The following is a 15,766-nucleotide window of genomic DNA, read 5'->3' as shown; positions in this document are numbered from 1 at the left end:
TTTAAAATAACAACGACTATTATTATTTTGTGATATACTTTTTATAAGCTTATAGATAGTTACAGTAGGGGGAGCATTCGTACCAATGAAGTTAATTGAAACACTTAAAACAATGCATTTTAAAGAAGCAGTAGATTATATCTGGGAGTATTATAAAATTCATATAATGGGGATTATATTTGGATTATTTGTGATTGGTTCGATTCTTTCAGCAGTATTAAAAGAAAATGAACCCCAATTTAATGTAACAATTGTGGGCGCTGTCTCTTATGAGGTAGTAGAGCCGTTTCAAACCCAAATAAATGAAGAATATTTTGAGGAATATGAAGTAGCGGTAGACAATATTTCTCACCGGGGTGGTACATTAGCAAATCAATCATATGAGCAAGTGCAAAAGCTGGTAGCGAAAATGTCGACTGGAATGATTGATGTTTTTATAGGTAATGAGGATTTTGCGAAAGATATACTTGAACAAGAAGGCATCGTCCCATTAAATACGGTGATGGATGAAAGCTTATTGGAAGGCACTACGACATATGATTTGGATACAGGAGAAGTCTATGCAGTTAATGCAAATGACTTTGATGTTTTTGATGATTATGAGGCATTTGAAGATATGATTTTATTTGTACCTGCAACGGCAGAAAACAAAGATTTTATTGATACTTTTTTCAAAGATTTAAAACAATAACAACTTATAAAAAGCAGGGTAGCTATTCACAGGTACCTTGCTCTTTTTTATACAACAAATTATTCAACTAAAAAAGGAGAGTGCCTATGACTAAAGCAATCCTCGTAATGAATGAGGATACCCGGGATTTAGTGTATCCGTCTTTTATAAGAGAAGAAATAGAACAACAAGTAGATTTAGTAAAAGAACCGATTACTAAAAATGAATTAATAAAGAATTTATCGATATTAGAAGAGGTAGAAGTAATGTTATCAGGTTGGGGTGGGCCAAAACTAGATCAAGAATTGTTAGATGCCGCACCGAATTTAAAGGCATTTTTGTATGCTGCAGGTTCCATTAAAAATAATGCTACTGAAGAGGCGTGGGATAGAGGAATTCTGTTTTCAACAGCTGTGCATGCAAATGGATTACCGGTTGCAGAATTCACTCTCTCCCAAATTCTATTCTGTTTAAAAAACGGTTGGCAATTTGTTAGGAATATAAGAAATTCTAAGACCTTTCCGCAGAAGCCATTCCAAATTAAAGGAGGTTTTAGGAGTAAAATTGGTCTGATTTCACTAAGTACAGTGGGTAGGCACACCCTGGAATTATTACGCCCTTTTGATATGGATATTTTCGTATTTGACCCGTTCGTAAAAGAAGAAGAAGCTAAAAAGCTTGGAGTAAGACTTTGTAGTTTAGAAGAGATTTTTAAACAAGCTGATGTCGTTTCGCTACATACCCCACTTCTACAAGAGACAGTTGGTATGGTTACTGGAGAGCATTTTCAAATGATGAAAGAAGGTGCTAGTTTTATTAATACAGCACGCGGTGCAATTGTGAAAGAAAAAGAGATGCTTGAAGTGTTAAAAAAACGTACTGATATTACTGCTGTGTTAGATGTGACTGATCCAGAGCCTCCTAGTGAAGATTCTCCTTTTTATACAATGGATAATGTGGTAATTACCCCTCATTTAGCAGGAAGTGAAGGAGAAGAATGCGGGAGGATGGGAGCTTATATGTTAGAAGAATTGAAGCGGTATGTGAACGCGGAACCGTTAAAATGGCAAATCACGAAAGATCAATTCGATCGAATGGCTTAAAATAGAAAGGAGAATAATATGAAACTAGGATTATGTTCCGTTACATTTCGAGAAAAATCTGTTGAACAAGTGATAGACTTAGCAATGCAGGCTGAATTAGAGGGGATTGAGTGGGGTGCAGATGTGCACGTTCCTCCTAATGATTTAACCAATGCAAAAGAAGTACATAAATTAACAGAATCTAGAGGGATGAAAGTTTCTTCTTACGGATCCTATTATCGTGTTGGAGATCATAGTGAAAATGACTTTACCTTTAAAGAAATCTTACAGGCTGCCGAGGCACTGAAGGCTCCAGCTATTCGTGTATGGGCTGGGGTTAAAGGATCAGATGAAGCAGATAAAACCTATCGATCAAATGTAATAAAAGATGCGAAAAAAATTGGAGAAGAAGCAAAAAAAGCAGGAATCAGTATTCATTTTGAGTATCATGGAGGAACTTTAACGGATACAAAAGAAAGTGCTGCTGCGCTCATGCAAGAGGTGAATCATGCCAACGTCTTTTTATATTGGCAACCAGCTGTAGGATTATCAGTAGAGGAACGTTTACGTAGTATTGCTGTTGTGAAGCCTTGGATAACGAATGTACATGTTTTTCACTGGACACCAGAGAAAAGATTAGAATTAGGCGCTGGTGCTAGAGAGTGGCAGAATTATCTTACGGAAATCATGAAAGACCATAAAGATAGATATGTGATGATGGAATTTGTGAAAGATAATAACGTGAATCAATTCTATCAGGATGCCAAAACGCTACACCAGTTAAAAGAAATGATAGAGGGAGATTCCTATTGATTGTTAGCCAAACTTAAAATGAGGTTAGCGCTCGTTTATCTCTAGCTTAACTTCTTTGCTTATGCTCGAATCTAGAAGTGCAGGTATTACAGGGATTCCGCCATAATAACAGAATAATTTTAATTATTTTAATCGAAAGGAAGCTTAAGATGAAGCACAAAATTATTGTAGTAGGCTGCGGTGCAATGGCAGATATTTGGATAGATTATGCCAAGGTACGGGAAAATGCAGAAATAGTTGCTTTAGTAGATCTAGATAAAGAAATAGCCTTAACTAAAGCGAAACAAAAAGAATTAAAAGTTCCAATTTTTTCAGATTTAAAAAAAGCAATTAAAGAGACAAATGCTAATTTAGTTTTTGATGTGACCATCCCGGCTGCTCACAAAAAGGTCGTAAGTACTGCTGTAGAAGAAGGGTGTCATGTATTTGGTGAAAAACCAATGGCTGAATCAATCGCAGATGCGAGAGATGTATGGAATATTGTTGAAGAAAATAATCAAGTATATAATGTGATGCAAAACAGAAGATATTTAAAGCAAATTAGAACCTTAAGAAAAATGCTAGATGATAGAATTATAGGTCAGATAAGCTCAATACATGCTGATTTTTTCCTTGGGCCACATTTTGGTGGTTTCAGAGAAACAATGGAGCATCCATTAATTTTAGATATGGCTATCCATACGTTTGATCAGGCGCGATTTATTAGTAATGCTGATCCGATTTCCGTGTACTGTCATAGTTATAATGCAAAAGGGTCTTGGTTTAAAGGAGATGCATCTGCAATTTGTATCTTTGAAATGTCCGATGGCTCCATTTTCCATTATAAAGGATCGTGGAGTGCCGAGGGTTATCCTACATCATGGGAAAGTGATTGGCGTATAATTGGTGAAGTTGGTACTGTTTGTTGGAATGGAGAAGATGAACCTACTGCAGAAGTTATCGATGAAACACTACCTAAGGACTTTTTTAGTCCAATGAAAAGAATAACGTATCCTAATTACTGGATGGGAAAAGAAGGACATTTTGGCTGTTTAGACGAAATGTTTCAAGCTTTAGAAGAAAAACGGCCTGCTGAAACAAATTATAAAGATAACTTTAAGAGTATGCAGATGGTATTTGGCGCAATTGAAAGTGCTGAAAAAGGGAAAAAAATTATATTATAACGAAAAACTGACGCGCTAAAGAGTTTTACGGCACGTCAGTTTTTGTGTTTATATTCATTAAAATGAGGCATGATAAAGACTGTTAACGGACTATCGTTGAATCCCTGACAATCAAGGTGGTATCCAAATATACTTTTTTCGCTACTTGCCTATCATCTTTTAAACGCTCTAACATTAAACCTATCGCTGCTTTTCCCATTAATTCTTTTTCAATTCTAACTGTGGTTAAAGCAGGATAAATATATTGGGATACACTAATGTCATTTACCCCAATAATGCTAATGTCAGCTGGTATTTTTATATTAGCTTCATGTAAAGCTTTGATAGCACCAATAGCTACTTGGTCATTGGCACTAAGAAAAGCAGTTGGGTAATTGCTTGGATAGGTTTGAATGAATTTTTTCATCGATTCATACCCAGAATTTACGTTAAAGCCAGAGGTAATGATGTCTTTTTCCTTCAGTTGGCCTAAATCCTTCATAATATTTCTAAAATGCTTTTCTCGAATATCCTGCATTGGTTCCACACTACCTTGTAATGTTTCCTTGCCACCAATGTATCCAATTCGCTCATGACCATTTTTAGTAAAAAAAGAAATAGCGTCTTTGACTACCTTTTTAAAATCAACTAAAACCGCATCGCAATTCACATGTTCAAAATCCGTATCAATTAATACAAGATGGTCTGTTAACAAGTTAAATTGATCAAGATGTTTTTTACTAAAACGTCCAACAGCTATAATGCCATCTATGTTTGTTAAGTCTGAGAAATCATTCTGTAGATTATATTTAATTAATTGCAGATGTTCTTTTTTTGCTGCTTCTTCCACACCGTGTCTTATCGCCATATAATATAGGTCACTAAGTTCCTGTTCTTCTGTTACCCAGTTAATAAAAGCAATTCTTCGATTCAATTTTTTTCTTTGTCCTCTTTTTTTATAAGCCATCGACTCTGCTAATTCGAATATTCTTTTTTTTGTATCTTCTCCAACTGATAAAGTTGGATCATAATTCAACACACGAGATACAGTCGCTATTGAGACACCAGCTTTTTCTGCAATATCTTTAATGGTAGTCATGTAAAAAACCCCAATTCTATTTAAGTAAAATAAGTAAACTTTAACTTGACTAATTTTACTTATGATTATAATATAAGTGCATAGACTTGTCGAGAGATAATGTTAAATTGAATACGTTTCCAAATTGAGGAGGATGTAAATGTTTAAAAAGTCAGAAAAGTATGTGTATCAAGCACCAAAGAATGGTTATCCAGAATGGAACAACAATCCAGAGATATTTGCATTAAACCGTATGCCAGCTCACGCTGAGCTTGTGCCATTTTTAGATGAAAAAAATGCGCACATTAATATAAAAGAACAATCTCCATACGTTCAGATGTTAAATGGGAAATGGAATTTTCATTTTTCTAAGAATCCTGCATCTAAAATAGAAGATTTTTATAAAGTTGATTACGATAATAGTAAATGGGATAAGATTAATGTTCCGGCGCATTGGCAATTAGAAGGGTATGACTACCCGCAATACGTAAATACAAGATATCCATGGATCGAACACGACGATATTAAACCACCATTTGCCCCAACTAATTATAATCCGGTTGGACAATATGTTACTCATTTTAACACGCCAAAGGAATGGGACAATCTACCGCTAATCGTGCGTTTTGAAGGGGTGGAGTCTGCCTTTTATGTATGGTTAAACGGAGAACTTGTTGGCTATAGTGAGGATACATTTACACCAGCAGAATTTGACTTAACTCCCTATCTAAAAGATGGCGAAAATAAATTAGCTGTTGAGGTTTATCGCTGGTCTGATGCAAGTTGGTTAGAGGATCAAGATTTCTGGAGAATGAGCGGTATTTTCCGTGACGTCTATCTTTATGCGATGCCAGAATTACATGTCTTTGATCATCAAATTCGTACACATTTAGATGACACCTATACAAATGCTGTTCTTGAAATGCAAACGGATGTAGTGAATTACAATGAGAAAGCAATTTCTGGGGCGAAGTTAGAAGCAACCCTAATGGATGCGGATAAAAAAATAGTAAAAACATCAACATATCCTCTAGATTTTGCTAATGAAAATCATATAAGTGTAAAAGAAAAAATTGATATTGATAATCCTGAAAAATGGAGTGCTGAAAATCCTTATCTATATACAATCGAATTTAAAATAGTGAATGAGCAAGGTTCTTTAATAGAAATCGGAACGACTAAAATTGGTTTCCGTCAATTCGAAATGAAGGATGGCTTGATGCAATTAAACGGGAAGCGCATTGTGTTCAAAGGTGTCAATCGACATGAATTTACTGCGGATAACGGCAGAGCTGTTACAAAGGCAGATATGCTTGCGGATGTAAAATTAATGAAAGCATATAACATTAATGCTGTACGTACCTCTCATTATCCAAATCATCCTTATTGGTATGATTTATGTGATCAGTATGGATTATACGTTATTGATGAAACAAATCTTGAAACACATGGTTCTTGGAGTTACGGTCAAAAGGAATTAGAAGAAACAGTTCCAGGGAGCAGACCTGAGTGGACTTCTAATTTAATCGATCGCTGTAATTCGATGTATCAACGTGATAAAAATCACGCTTCCATTATCATTTGGTCTCTTGGGAATGAATCTTTTGGTGGGGATAATTTCTTAGAAATGCACCGTTTCTTTAAAGAAGTAGATCCAACAAGACTTGTTCACTATGAAGGGATTTTCCATTATCGTGCTTCAGAAAAAGCATCTGATATGGAAAGTACAATGTATATAAGTCCAAAAGGCATTGAATTTTATGCGCAACAACCTGGAGAGAAAAAACCGTATATCCTTTGTGAATATAGTCACTCTATGGGTAATTCAACAGGAAATCTAAAAAAATATACAGATCTATTTGATGCCTATCCAATTTTACAAGGTGGATTTATCTGGGATTGGAAAGACCAAGCGCTTCACACCCAAACAGAAGATGGAACTTCTTATCTAGCTTATGGTGGTGATTTTGGAGAATCTCCACATGACGGCAATTTTGCTGGAGATGGCTTAATATATGCCGATGGAACAGTTTCACCAAAGCTACTCGAGGTAAAAGCTTGTTATTCAAATATAAAAATTGAAGAAATTGATAGCATGAGTGGAAAATTTACCATTCATAACAAATTCCTTTTCACAGCATTAGACGCCTATAAGCTTGTTTGGACGGTTGAAGAAGAAGGAGAAATTCAAGCTTCTGGTATGGAAGTTTTACATGCAAAAGCAGGTGAAAGTCAGCAAATTGAAGTTGACCTAAAGGAACTGAAATTCTCTAAATTAAAAGAACAAGTCTTTACCTTATCAGTCGTTTGTATTGAAGAACCTGAATGGGCAAAGCCTGATCATGAAATTGCTTTTGAACAGTTTGTTGTACCTGGTACACCTGCCTTAAGAGAAACGGAAGAAAAAGTGGAGCTTATCGAACAAAATCAAAGCTTTGTGGTAAATGGAGCTAACTTTGAACTTCAGTTAAATAGAGAAACAGGTTTGCTTGATTCTTATATAGTGAATGGTAAGGAATTACTAAAAAATACATTAGTTCCAAACTTCTGGAGAGCGATGACGGATAATGATCGTGGGAATGGTCTAAATGTTCGTAGTGAGTCATGGAGAAAAGCAAGCTTAGCAAGAGTTCTTACCAATTGTGAAGCGAAAAGCACGGATGAATCCGTATCAATTTATACTGTGTACCATTTACCAACATCACCGGTAAGCATCTGCGAGGTAACTTATACGATCGCAGGTGATGGTGTGATAGACATCGATGAAAAATTAATACCTGGAAAAAATCTCAACGAAATTCCTGAATTCGGTATGCGTTTTGAACTTCCAGTAAACTTTAATTCGATCAAATGGTATGGTAAAGGCCCACATGAAACATATTGGGATCGTCAAGATGGCGCTAAAATAGCACTTCACCAAGGTAAGGTGAGTGAACAGTTAGAACCTTATCTATGCCCACAAGAGAGCGGTAATAAAATGGGTGTAAGATGGTTTGAGATTTCAAATGAAAACGGAGAAGGACTGAGAGTTAGCGGCTTACCTTTAGTAGAAGTAAATGCACTCCCATATTCACCGTTTGAAATTGAAAAGTATGATCATCATTATAAATTACCAGCACCGAAAGAAATAACAGTAAGAGTCAACCATAAGCAGATGGGTGTAGGTGGAGACGACTCATGGGGGCAACATACTCATCCGGATTATACTCTTTTTGCTAATCAGATTTATAGACATCAATTCCGTTTACAAGGCTTTTGTAAAGATATAGAAGTTTCTTTGTAATTTGGTTGTAATAAGCGTATAATAGAATGTATTACCCAAGAAAGGGAGTGCCACCTACATGGCTTATTACAATAACCAGCGCGAACCTGTGAATGAAGTAGAAACAAAGGTTTGGTCGTGTGTAAGTGATGATTGTGCAGGCTGGATGCGAGAAGCTTACTCTTTTGATGAAGAACCAAAGTGCCCACTTTGCAAATCAGAGATGAAAAGAGAAGTACGCGTTATTCCAGAAATAAAATAATACAAATTAGAAGAGAGCAGCCAAATTTGGTTGCTCTCTTTTTGTATTATAGATATTCTCTAAAATAAACAGAATTAAAGGCTGGTAAAGTTTTAGTCCCACTATGACCTTAGTTAGTAATAAAGCGAAAAAAGACGCTTTAAAGTTAGAAAGAATACTTTTAAAACTAGAAATGTCATCATGAATCTTATTTAATTGGTTTCTGATCCACTTGGAACTGCGACTTAAATAAGATAGATTGAATATATTCTTTGTTTTCTACTAAAAAATATTCAATATTTTAAGGAAATCAATATGATTAAAAAATTTTTTAAAACTTATGTAAAAAAATAGAAAAATACTATAAAGGGTATGAAAAACATGTTCAATATTGTCTGATAAAAGCTTGTTATGTCAGTATTTATATTTATTTTTAAATGTAATCACAATATTTGTCGAAAGAAATCGATTTCTTCATAAAATTAATTTATTTATTAAAAACTATAAAAAAGGTATTGTATTTTTTCTATTTACGGCATATAATCATTTACGAAAGCGATTACTTTTAACTGCAGTGAAATTAATCGCATATTTTTTACGGTAAAAGAGAAACCGGTTTCCTTTGTGGTGAAGAGTTTGGTTTTGGTTTCAAAAATACTAATTGAATTGACGGGGGTAAAAGTTATGAAAAAGTGGTTGATGATGTTAGCAGTAATTTTATTATTTGGTTTCCTAGTTGCATGTAATGATGATGATACAAGTGGTGAATCAGAGGGAAATTCAAGTGAATCTGAAAATGGTGAAGAAAGTGCAGAAGGAAGTGAAGCTTCAGGAGAAGAAGTAGAGCTTAACTTTTGGTTATTTGGTAGTACAGGGTATGATGTATTAATTGAAGAATATATGGAAGAAAATCCAAACGTTAAAATAACATTGAACGAAGGCGAAATGGAAGACGTTCATAACAACCTTTTCACTTCTATTTCTGCTGGTAGCGGAGCGCCAGATATTTCATTGGTAGAAGTAAGTCAGGTAGCAAAATTTTTAGAAGCTAGTGATAGATTCCACAACTTAAATGATTTAGGTGCAGGAGATGTTAAAGATAAATATCTAGATTGGAAATGGCAACAAGCATCAAGTGTAGATGGTGACTTTCAAATAGGTTTACCAACAGATATTGGTCCAACTACAATGTTTTATCGTACGGATGTAATGGAAGAAGCAGGTTTTCCAACAGATCCTGAAGAGTTATCAGCTGAAATTGATACATGGGATGCTTATTATGAAGCTGCAAAAGAAATTAAAGAGAAAACAGGAAAACCTATTTCTGATAGCCCAGAATTAATGTTTAATGCAAGACGTGATCAATTGCCACAGCAATACTTTAACGAAGAAGATGAATTAATTATTGAAGATACAGTAAAAGAAGCATATGATTTCACGACAATGATGATCGAAGAAGGATTAGTTGGTCAAAATGCACTATGGACTCCTGAGTGGGGTAGTGCAATGGAAGAAGGAAGCTATGCAACTTTAATTGGTGCACCAGCTTGGATGATTGCAAATGTGAAAGGCAATGCTCCTGATTCAAGTGGGAAATGGTCTTTAACAAACATTCCTGAAGGTGCGGGTAACTGGGGTGGATCATTCCTAACAATACCGGCTGATTCAGAGCATCCTGAAGAAGCGTATGCATTTATTGAATGGTTAGTATCACCAGAAAACCAATTAAAATCTTTCCACAATAATGGTTTATTCCCATCTACGCCAGAGGTGTATGAAGATGAGGAATTCCTTGCAACAACAGATGAATATTTTAGTGGTGCAGAAACTGCAAGAATCTTTGCAGAAGCAGCTGAATCAGTTCAACCAGTATATATGGGTGTGAATTATGCAACAGTAAATAATGAATTAGTAACTGCATTAACAAACGTTGCAGTTGAAGGTTTAGATCCACAAGAAGAGTGGGACGCCGCTGTTGAGCGTATTGAGTCGCAATTAGAAAGACAATAATTTAATAACCTAGAATAAGAGTTTCGTAGTTTAAAAAGTTATTCTTTAAGGCTGTAATGCGGTCATTCTTACCGATTGGTAGGAGTGATCGCACACATCTTTATTGTAGCCTTACTTATTCAACTGTAGATATTGCTTTTTATAGAGAGGAGTGAAATAGATGAGTGATTCAAAGTCAGCTAATTTAAAAGCGCCTAGGCGGCGTAGATTTAGTGAAGAAAAAAAAGAAGCGTTGACAGGCTATTTATACATCTCGCCTTTTTTTATTCTATTTGCTATTTTTGGCTTGTTTCCGATTCTATTTAGTTTTTATTTAGGCTTTCAAAAATGGAATGGTCTAGGGGAAATGGAATATGTCGGTTTTCAAAATTTTGAGTGGATTTTAACGGATCCTTTATTTTGGAAATCGTTATCAAATACATTAATTATGTGGATACTCGGAACACTTCCACAGCTTTTAATCGGAATAATCCTAGCGTATGCCCTAAATTCGACTTTAATTAAATTAAAGAGCTTTTTTAGAGTATCTATATTTATGCCGTACGTTACTTCTACAGTAGCAGTTGCTATTGTATTTGGGATTATGTTTAATAATCAAGAGTTTGGATTATTTAACATCATTGTTGGCTGGTTTGGCGCAGATCCGGTTAGTTGGGGTACATCTGAATGGGGAGTAAAAGTCGCCATATCTACGATGGTATTCTGGCGTTGGGTTGGGTATAACACAATCATATACCTAGCAGGTCTTCAAGGTATACCAAATGAATTATATGAAGCAGCAGTAATAGATGGAGCGAGTGTAAGACAAAAAATTCAGTATATTACAATTCCAATGCTGCGACCGATTATTATTTTGACCGTATTCACGTCAACGATCGGCGCCTTGCAACTATTTACTGAACCATTAATTTTTATTGGACGTTCGTATCGTGAAGAAGGAATAACAGTTGTTTTATATTTATACCGTGAAGCATTTACGAATCTTGCATTTGGTCCAGCTTCAGCAGCTGCGATTATTCTCTTTATCATTATCATTATTATTTCTACGATTAATGTCTGGATTGCAAATAGGATTGGACGTTAGGAGGTTAACAGAATGGAAAATCAACAGAAGCAGCTACGTTTTAGCTTTCCGAAAATGTTTGTCTATCTGATTTTATCGATTGGCGCATTTTTATCAATCTTTCCATTATATTGGATGTTTGTAATGGCGACCAATCATAATAGTGCGATAAACAATGTACCACCTGCCTTTTTGCCAGGAGACGAACTTGTAACGAATTTCACCAATGTTGTCAATACGATTGAGTTTTTTGGAGCAATATGGAATTCATTTATAGTAGCAACTGTTACGACGATAGGTGTGCTATTTTTATGTTCTTTAGCAGGTTATGCCTTTGCGAAGTTTAACTTTAAAGGTAAAAACTTTTTATTTGTTGCTATATTGGTAACAATGATGATACCGCCACAATTAGGGCTAATCCCACAGTATATTATCATTACAAAACTAGACTGGTTAAACGATTTGAAGGCAATCATCTTTCCAGGTTTAATAGATGCTTTCGGGATTTTCTGGATGCGTCAATATATTACAAGTAACGTTCCAGATGAATTGGTAGATGCTGCAAAAATCGATGGATGTAATAACTTTAGAATTTATTGGAACATTGCTGTGCCAGTTATTATCCCGGCATTTGCTACGTTAGCAATCATTAAATTTATGTACATTTGGAATGATTTCCTATGGCCTTTAGTTGTATTACGCGAGGAATCATCCTTTACGATTCAAGTTGCACTTCGTGGTCTCATTGACAATTACGTGAGAGATAACGGAATGATCATGTCTGGAACCTTCTGGGCAACGGTGCCACTCATTATCATTTTCTTATTACTTAACCGTTTGTTTATTGCAAGCTTGACAGAAGGTGCTGTTAAAAGCTAAAACTATTAGTGTGTATGGTATACTAATATAGAAAGCTTGCTTAGATAAAATAGACAGAGGGATAAAAAATGAAACTTACTATAAGAGAAATTGCGAAGATGGCAGGTGTTTCACCTGGTACCGTTTCAAAGGTTATTAATCAGACGGGAAGCATCAGCCAAAAGACGATTGATAAAGTAAAAGCTGTGATTGATGATACAGGTTATCAACCTAGTTTTTCCGCTAAGGCGTTAGCAACAAAAAAATCAAATATGATTGGCTTAATATATGCAGGGGAGGTTCATGTTGAATTTAACCACCCCTTTTTTAATCAAGTTATTAATAATTTTAAGAATGCGATCGGCCTATTAGGGTATGATATTTTAGTTTTTTCCAATCAAGCATTTAATATGGGAAAAGAAAATTATGTAGCACGAAGCTTACATTACCAACTGGATGGCTGTCTAATTATAGCTGGTGAAAACATTGAAGAATCCGTATATGAATTGGATCAAAGCGATGTACCAACCGTTGCAGTTGATATGGCTTTAACGGGTAATAACTCAAGCTATGTGATAACAAATAATAAAAAAATCTCTCGCGAAGTTGTTGAGTATTTTTATTTAAATGGTGTGAAAAAAGTCGCTTTTATTGGTGGCCAAGAAAATTCAATAATATCCAATATTCGAAAGGAGTCTTTCATTCACTCAATGAAAGACTTTGGCATGGATTTACGAGAAGAATGGTTGAAGCATGGGAATTATTTTGAAGATAGTGGCTATGAAAAAATGATGGAATTATTACAGGGTAAAGAAGTTCCACAAGCGGTTTTTGCTGCATCAGATATGATGGCTTTAGGTGTAATAAGAGCGATTAAAGAAAAAGGTCTTTTGATACCAGAGGATATAAAAGTAATTGGTTGTGACGATATTGAGGCATGTCGTTATAGTGATCCAGCATTAGCAACAGTTATGCAGGATAAAAACAAAATTGGTCAATTAGCAGCACATCTTTTGCATGACTTAATTAATGGTTATGATGTACAAAAAAAGGTATTAGTTGATCCACAATTAATCATCCGTGAATCTGGTAAAATCAAATGAAGTTTTTCCGAGTAGATATTGAAATAGAGGTGTCATGATGAATCGATCTGAACCTATTTTTTATCGGGTGTTACATATATTTGCTGCTTTTGTAACGGTTCAGTTACTATGGATAATCGCCTCACTTCCTATTATTACACTTTTTCCTGCTACCATCACTCTATATATGGTGATGAAGACATGGAAAACAGAAGGTGTTGAAATAGGTTTTTGGAAAACTTTTTTTCAGCTATTTAAAAGAAATTTTAAACGACACTTTTTCATAGGAATATTATCTATGTTCGTTGCGTTTATCTTAATTTTAAATGGATGGATTATTCTTCAGATGTCTGGTGGATTTCGACTATTTTTAGAATTAATCTGGTTATTTGCAACCTTACTATATTTATTTTTAATGGTCGCTATCTTTCCAACTGCTATCATGTCGGAAGATAAGGGACTCGATTTAATAAAAAAATCTTTTGCTTTATCTCTAACTCTACTACCGCGAGTAGTGCTTTTAATATTAATTGCGAGTTTGATGCTCGTGGTTATCTTTATGCTACCAGCAGTAAGTGCTATCGTGATCAGTCTATTTAGTTTTATTCACTTACAAGTTTGGGAAAGTGGAGTAGAAAAATTAACGAATCGAAATTCATAAACTTTTTGGGACTCTCAATGAGATTGAGAGTCTTTTCTTTGTACTTTAAAACTTTTCTCAAAAATGTTTAGCGTTTCCTGTACGAACATGTTTTCATCACAATCTGTTGAGTTATACGAAGGTGTAAAATATAATAAAAGAACATAGGGAAAACGCGCAAGAGAGGAGTTTTATTTTTTGAAAAAATACATAGCTATAGGACTATTTATCGTCGGTGTGGTTATAATGGGATTTCCTGAAGAAACAAATGCCAGCAATCCAATTATAAAAGAACGCTTTACCGCAGATCCAGCAGCACTTGTGCATGAAGATAAAGTTTATTTGTATACAGGGCATGACGAAGCAACAAATCGGGATAATTTTTTTGTGTTAAAAGAATGGAACGTCTTCACCTCTGTTGACATGGAAAATTGGACGTTAGAAGGCACACTTCCTCGGACAGAATTCTCCTGGGCAAAAAATGATTCTGCATGGGCTTCTCAGGCAATCGAAAGAAATGGGAAGTTTTATTGGTACGTAACAGTATTGAATGCTGACCCGAGTGATCCTGGGTACGCTATTGGTGTAGCTAGATCAGATAATCCCGCTACCGGATTTAAAGATGCTTTAGGAGAACCTCTCATAGCTTCCAGTGCGACAGAAAACCCTGCCGCAATGGAAGGGGAGTCATGGGACGATATCGATCCAACGGTATTTATAGATGAGAACGATCAAGCATATATTTATTGGGGGAATACACATCTTTATTATGCAAAGCTAAAGAATAATATGGTGGAAATTGATGGAGAGGTGCAGCGAGTAGAGATTGAAAATATGTCTGGTTCATATACAGAAGGACCATGGTTACATCGTTATAAAGATAAATATTATTTAAGCTTTGCGATGAATTATCCAGAAGAATTAGCATATGCGATGAGTGATAGTCCTGAAGGCCCTTGGGAATATAAGGGGAAACTATTGGACGAAATTCCAAACAGTTCCACCAGTCACCCAGCCATTATAGAATATAAAGAAGATTGGTATATGATATATCATACCGCATCTCTTCCTGATGGAGGTGAATTTAATCGTTCTGTGGCGATTGAAAATTTGTATTATAATGAAGATGGAACAATTCCAAAACTTAAAGCAACTTCTTCTGGTATAACTGAACCTAGCTATTTTATTCGTCCAGAAAATGACCAGAAAAAAGCATTAAAGAATTCGGCTGGATTTTTAACTTTTGATACCTCAGAAAAATTAAATTATGATTATAGATGGCATCAAACAAGTGGATTAGCAGAAGAAAACTCCAATACAGTTTCTTTTCAAGCTGAATCAAATTCTGGTGCATACTTAGTAAACAGAAAAAATAATTTAGTGCTCGAGCGGCATGATGGAACACAAGCATTTAATGAAGACGCTACATTTCGAATTGTTCCTGGCTTAGCTAATGAAAATGCTTATTCCATTCAAATGTATAAGGATGATGCATTGTATTTAACAAAGACCAACGAGGATAAGCTTACCTTTCAACCAATAGAAACTGATGAAGAACGTGAGCAAGCTACCTTTTATATAGAACCAGGTCAGGAAATTATTCCAACAACCGAAACTAAGTTAACAGATAATTCCAATGAAAATGTGAGCAATCAGATAGATGAAGCTGAATTAGCCCAAGACGAAGAAAGTGACGAAAGGAAAAGCCAAAATGAATCAACATCGGTTTTGTTCCTAATTATAGTATTAGTGCTAGCTGTGGCTTTCGGAATTGGCTATCTTTTTTATCGAAAAAATAAAGTCACCCAATCTTAAATGGGTGACT

General features: G+C 35.2%; 13 protein-coding genes. 12 read left to right on the top strand and 1 reads right to left on the bottom strand.

Annotated features, from left to right (window positions below; all coding sequences use genetic code 11):
- The first annotated feature begins 85 nt into the window (after positions 1–85).
- From DFR57_RS04040 to DFR57_RS04025, 4 genes are all read left to right on the top strand, one after another.
- A complete protein-coding gene (locus tag DFR57_RS04040; protein ID WP_114351881.1) occupies positions 86–691 on the top strand; it encodes a hypothetical protein in 606 nt (201 codons plus the stop codon).
- 86 nt (positions 692–777) lie between these two features.
- Complete coding sequence (locus DFR57_RS04035; protein WP_114351880.1) at positions 778–1,773, top strand: hydroxyacid dehydrogenase; 996 nt, start codon at positions 778–780, stop codon at positions 1,771–1,773.
- Between the two features lie 18 nt (positions 1,774–1,791).
- Positions 1,792–2,565, top strand: a complete 774-nt coding sequence (locus tag DFR57_RS04030) for a sugar phosphate isomerase/epimerase family protein (protein ID WP_114351879.1) — start codon at positions 1,792–1,794, stop codon at positions 2,563–2,565.
- Between the two features lie 149 nt (positions 2,566–2,714).
- Positions 2,715–3,728: a Gfo/Idh/MocA family protein gene (locus DFR57_RS04025; RefSeq protein WP_114351878.1), complete on the top strand. Its 1,014-nt coding sequence runs from the start codon at positions 2,715–2,717 to the stop codon at positions 3,726–3,728.
- Positions 3,729–3,810: 82 nt separating this feature from the next.
- Here the strand turns inward: DFR57_RS04025 and DFR57_RS04020 are convergent, their stop codons facing one another.
- A complete protein-coding gene (locus DFR57_RS04020; RefSeq protein ID WP_114351877.1) occupies positions 3,811–4,806 on the bottom strand; it encodes a LacI family DNA-binding transcriptional regulator in 996 nt (331 codons plus the stop codon).
- A gap of 139 nt (positions 4,807–4,945) precedes the next feature.
- Between DFR57_RS04020 and lacZ the strand changes: the two genes are divergently transcribed.
- From lacZ to DFR57_RS03980, 8 genes are all read left to right on the top strand, one after another.
- Complete coding sequence (lacZ, locus tag DFR57_RS04015; protein WP_114351876.1) at positions 4,946–8,068, top strand: beta-galactosidase, LacZ type; 3,123 nt, start codon at positions 4,946–4,948, stop codon at positions 8,066–8,068.
- A 58-nt stretch (positions 8,069–8,126) separates the two neighbouring features.
- The gene (locus DFR57_RS04010; RefSeq protein ID WP_114351875.1) at positions 8,127–8,309 is read left to right on the top strand and encodes a cold-shock protein; all 183 of its coding nucleotides are present in this window, start codon (positions 8,127–8,129) and stop codon (positions 8,307–8,309) included.
- Positions 8,310–8,972: 663 nt separating this feature from the next.
- Positions 8,973–10,298: an extracellular solute-binding protein gene (locus DFR57_RS04005; protein ID WP_114351874.1), complete on the top strand. Its 1,326-nt coding sequence runs from the start codon at positions 8,973–8,975 to the stop codon at positions 10,296–10,298.
- 160 nt (positions 10,299–10,458) lie between these two features.
- A complete protein-coding gene (locus tag DFR57_RS04000) occupies positions 10,459–11,382 on the top strand; it encodes a carbohydrate ABC transporter permease (RefSeq protein WP_114351873.1) in 924 nt (307 codons plus the stop codon).
- A 12-nt stretch (positions 11,383–11,394) separates the two neighbouring features.
- Positions 11,395–12,240 carry a carbohydrate ABC transporter permease gene (locus DFR57_RS03995; RefSeq protein WP_114351872.1) on the top strand — a complete coding sequence of 282 codons (846 nt, stop codon included), beginning with the start codon at positions 11,395–11,397 and terminating at the stop codon, positions 12,238–12,240.
- 68 nt (positions 12,241–12,308) lie between these two features.
- Positions 12,309–13,322, top strand: a complete 1,014-nt coding sequence (locus tag DFR57_RS03990; RefSeq protein ID WP_114351871.1) for a LacI family DNA-binding transcriptional regulator — start codon at positions 12,309–12,311, stop codon at positions 13,320–13,322.
- Positions 13,323–13,359: 37 nt separating this feature from the next.
- Positions 13,360–13,962 carry a DUF624 domain-containing protein gene (locus DFR57_RS03985; RefSeq protein ID WP_170132902.1) on the top strand — a complete coding sequence of 201 codons (603 nt, stop codon included), beginning with the start codon at positions 13,360–13,362 and terminating at the stop codon, positions 13,960–13,962.
- A gap of 177 nt (positions 13,963–14,139) precedes the next feature.
- Positions 14,140–15,756, top strand: a complete 1,617-nt coding sequence (locus DFR57_RS03980) for a family 43 glycosylhydrolase (protein WP_211315340.1) — start codon at positions 14,140–14,142, stop codon at positions 15,754–15,756.
- The last annotated feature ends 10 nt before the right edge of the window (positions 15,757–15,766 follow it).

Origin of the sequence: Saliterribacillus persicus (assembly GCF_003337485.1) — a bacterium.
GTDB classification, from domain to species: Bacteria; Bacillota; Bacilli; order Bacillales; family Amphibacillaceae; genus Saliterribacillus; species Saliterribacillus persicus.
Note: the sequence above shows the minus strand (reverse complement) of the source record. Positions and strands in the feature narration are given on the sequence as shown.

What these genes read in the sequence shown, in the direction of transcription:
- DFR57_RS04020 (WP_114351877.1), bottom strand. Translation starts at nt 4,806, where the DNA reads ATGACTACCATTAAAGATATTGCAGAAAAAGCTGGTGTCTCAATAGCG.
- DFR57_RS04010 (WP_114351875.1), top strand. Translation starts at nt 8,127, where the DNA reads ATGGCTTATTACAATAACCAGCGCGAACCTGTGAATGAAGTAGAAACA.
- DFR57_RS03990 (WP_114351871.1), top strand. Translation starts at nt 12,309, where the DNA reads ATGAAACTTACTATAAGAGAAATTGCGAAGATGGCAGGTGTTTCACCT.
- DFR57_RS04005 (WP_114351874.1), top strand. Translation starts at nt 8,973, where the DNA reads ATGAAAAAGTGGTTGATGATGTTAGCAGTAATTTTATTATTTGGTTTC.
- DFR57_RS04030 (WP_114351879.1), top strand. Translation starts at nt 1,792, where the DNA reads ATGAAACTAGGATTATGTTCCGTTACATTTCGAGAAAAATCTGTTGAA.
- DFR57_RS03995 (WP_114351872.1), top strand. Translation starts at nt 11,395, where the DNA reads ATGGAAAATCAACAGAAGCAGCTACGTTTTAGCTTTCCGAAAATGTTT.
- DFR57_RS04025 (WP_114351878.1), top strand. Translation starts at nt 2,715, where the DNA reads ATGAAGCACAAAATTATTGTAGTAGGCTGCGGTGCAATGGCAGATATT.
- DFR57_RS04040 (WP_114351881.1), top strand. Translation starts at nt 86, where the DNA reads ATGAAGTTAATTGAAACACTTAAAACAATGCATTTTAAAGAAGCAGTA.
- lacZ (WP_114351876.1), top strand. Translation starts at nt 4,946, where the DNA reads ATGTTTAAAAAGTCAGAAAAGTATGTGTATCAAGCACCAAAGAATGGT.
- DFR57_RS04000 (WP_114351873.1), top strand. Translation starts at nt 10,459, where the DNA reads ATGAGTGATTCAAAGTCAGCTAATTTAAAAGCGCCTAGGCGGCGTAGA.
- DFR57_RS04035 (WP_114351880.1), top strand. Translation starts at nt 778, where the DNA reads ATGACTAAAGCAATCCTCGTAATGAATGAGGATACCCGGGATTTAGTG.
- DFR57_RS03985 (WP_170132902.1), top strand. Translation starts at nt 13,360, where the DNA reads ATGAATCGATCTGAACCTATTTTTTATCGGGTGTTACATATATTTGCT.